General features: G+C 66.8%; 2 protein-coding genes and 2 pseudogenes. 3 read left to right on the top strand and 1 reads right to left on the bottom strand.

Annotation, left to right across the window (positions count from 1 at the left end; all coding sequences use genetic code 11):
• The coding region (locus JCM19049_RS11995; RefSeq protein WP_279403093.1) for an aldo/keto reductase at positions 1-486 on the bottom strand (486 nt) is incomplete at its 3' end.
• Between the two features lie 350 nt (positions 487-836).
• On the opposite strand from JCM19049_RS11995, the pseudogene pdxT reads away from it, so the two are divergent.
• The 3 genes and pseudogenes from pdxT to JCM19049_RS11980 form a co-directional block, all read left to right on the top strand.
• A pseudogene (gene pdxT / locus JCM19049_RS11990) lies at positions 837-1,447 on the top strand (pyridoxal 5'-phosphate synthase glutaminase subunit PdxT).
• A 4-nt stretch (positions 1,448-1,451) separates the two neighbouring features.
• Positions 1,452-2,209: pseudogene (locus tag JCM19049_RS11985) on the top strand (YebC/PmpR family DNA-binding transcriptional regulator).
• 14 nt (positions 2,210-2,223) lie between these two features.
• The coding region (locus JCM19049_RS11980; protein ID WP_279403094.1) for a crossover junction endodeoxyribonuclease RuvC at positions 2,224-2,343 on the top strand (120 nt) is incomplete at its 3' end.

The raw sequence follows: 2,343 nt of genomic DNA, 5'->3' as shown, positions 1-2,343 counted from the left end.
CGCGCCGCCGCGTCCCAGCGGCGTGTACGCCTCGGTGCGGATCCCGTGCTCCCGGTGGAACTGCTGGGCCTGCGGGTTGCGGTACTCCGGGTCCAGCTGGATCTGGTTCACCGCCGGGGCCAGGCCGGCGTCGAACAGCTGCTGCAGGTGCTTGGGCTTGAAGTTCGACACGCCGATCGCCCGCACCTTCCCCTCGGTCTGCAGCCGGGCCAGGCCCTCGAACGCCTCCACGAACGTGCCCTGCTCCGGGTTGGGCCAGTGGATCAGGAACAGGTCCAGGTAGTCCACCCCCAGACGCTGCACCGAGTTCTCGAACGCCTGGCGCACCCCGTCGATGCTGTGCCATTGCCTGTTGAACTTGGTGGTGATGAACACCTCCTCGCGCGGCAGCCCGGAGCGCCGGATTCCCTCGCCGACCCCGTCCTCGTTGTGGTAGTTCTCCGCGGTGTCCACGTGCCGGTAGCCCAGCCGCAGCGCCCCCTCCACCGCGTGGGCGGCCTCCGCGCCTGCATCGGGTAGGTGCCCAGGGCGATCGCCGGCATCATCACGTCGCCGGGCAGCTGGAAATGGGTTGTGGAATGGTTCGTGGCATCGGTCATGGTCAAAACTCCCCGCTCTTCTCACCTGGCGTAGCTGTCCTTGCGAACCTACCAAGATTGCCGGCCCGCGCCAATCAGCAACCAGCCGGCGCCCAAGCGCCCCGAAAGCAGGGCAAATGGGGCGGAAACCCGGTGCGACACGCCGAGGAAAAAACGCCGGCCGCCCCGGCGCGGGCTTAACCTGATGTGCGCGCACCCACCGGTGCGCGCGCCACACCATCTCAGGAAGGCAGGCAGATGACCCGCCATTGGGTACTGGCGCTGCAAGGCGATTTCCGCGAACACCTGCAGGCGCTGATCCGGCTGGGGCCGCGGCGCTGCCGGTGCGCACCCCGCAGGACCTGGAGCACCTGGACGGGCTGGTCATCCCCGGCGGAGAGTCCTCGGTCATCGACCGGCTCTCGCGCAACTACGGCCTGGCCGAGCCGATCCGGACGCTGATTTCCTCCGGCCTGCCTGTGTACGGCTCCTGCGCCGGGATGATCATGCTGGCCGACCGGATCGAGAACCCGGCCATCTCGGCCAACGGGCAGGCGCAGCGCAGCTTCGGCGGGATCGACATGACGGTGCGGCGCAACGCGTTTGGCCGCCAGGTCGACTCCTTCGAGTCGGTGCTGGAATTTGCCGGACACAGCTTCGAGGCGGTGTTCATCCGCGCCCCCGAAGCGGTGCAGGTCGGCCCCGCCGTGCAGGTCCTGTCCACCGTCCCCGGCCAGAATCGGGCAGTTCACGATAGAATTGTTGCGGTACGACAGGAAAATTTGTTGGCGACCTCATTTCATCCCGAGGTCACCGGCAGCAATGCCATCCACGAGTTTTTCATCCACATGACGCAAGGAGACGCTTAACACCATGGCAGGCCACTCCAAATGGGCAACCACCAAGCACAAGAAGGCTGCGATTGACGCCAAGCGCGCCAAGGCCTTCGCCAAGTACATCAAGGCATCGAAGTTGCAGCCCGCACTGGTGGCCCCGACCCCGCCGGCAACCCGGCGCTGGAACTGGCCGTCTCCAAGGCCAAGAAGAACTCCGTGCCCAATGACAACATCGACCGCGCCATCAAGCGTGGTGCTGGGTTGACCGGTGAGGTCATCGACTACACCGAGATCATCTACGAAGCGCGCGGACCGCAGGGTTCGGCGCTGCTGGTCGAATGCCTGACCGACAACAAGAACCGCGCCGCCTCCGAGGTGCGCGTGGCGATCACCCGCAACGGCGGGACCATCGCCGACCCGGGCAGCGTGAACTACCTGTTCTCCCGCAAGGGCGTAGTGCGCCTGCCGGTCGGGGAGCTGAGCGAGGACGACGTGCTGATGGCCGTGCTGGACGCCGGCGCCGAAGAGGTGCAGGAGGCCGACGGCAACTTTGAGGTGATCTCCGAGGCTGCGGACCTGCGTGCGGTGGCCACCGCCCTGGACGAGGCCGAGATCGAGTACGAGTCCGACGAGGTTGAGTTCCTGCCCTCCATGAAGGTGGAGCTGGACGTGGAGGCCGCGAAGAAGTTCGTGCGCCTGTTCGACGCCCTGGAGGAACTGGACGACGTGCAGAACGTATACACCAACGCGGACCTGTCCGACGAGGTCCAGGCCGCCCTGGCCGAGGACGAGTAGGGGCCGGCAGTCACTTGACGCTCCGCGTAGTCGGCATCGACCCCGGCCTGACCCGTTGCGGGCTGGCCGTGGTCGACGTCGAACCCAACCGCAAGGTCACCTTGGTGGACGTGTCGGTCGCCGGCACCCGCCGG

The organism is Arthrobacter sp. JCM 19049 (assembly GCF_001310435.1).
This window is presented reverse-complemented; position numbering and strand designations above follow the sequence as displayed.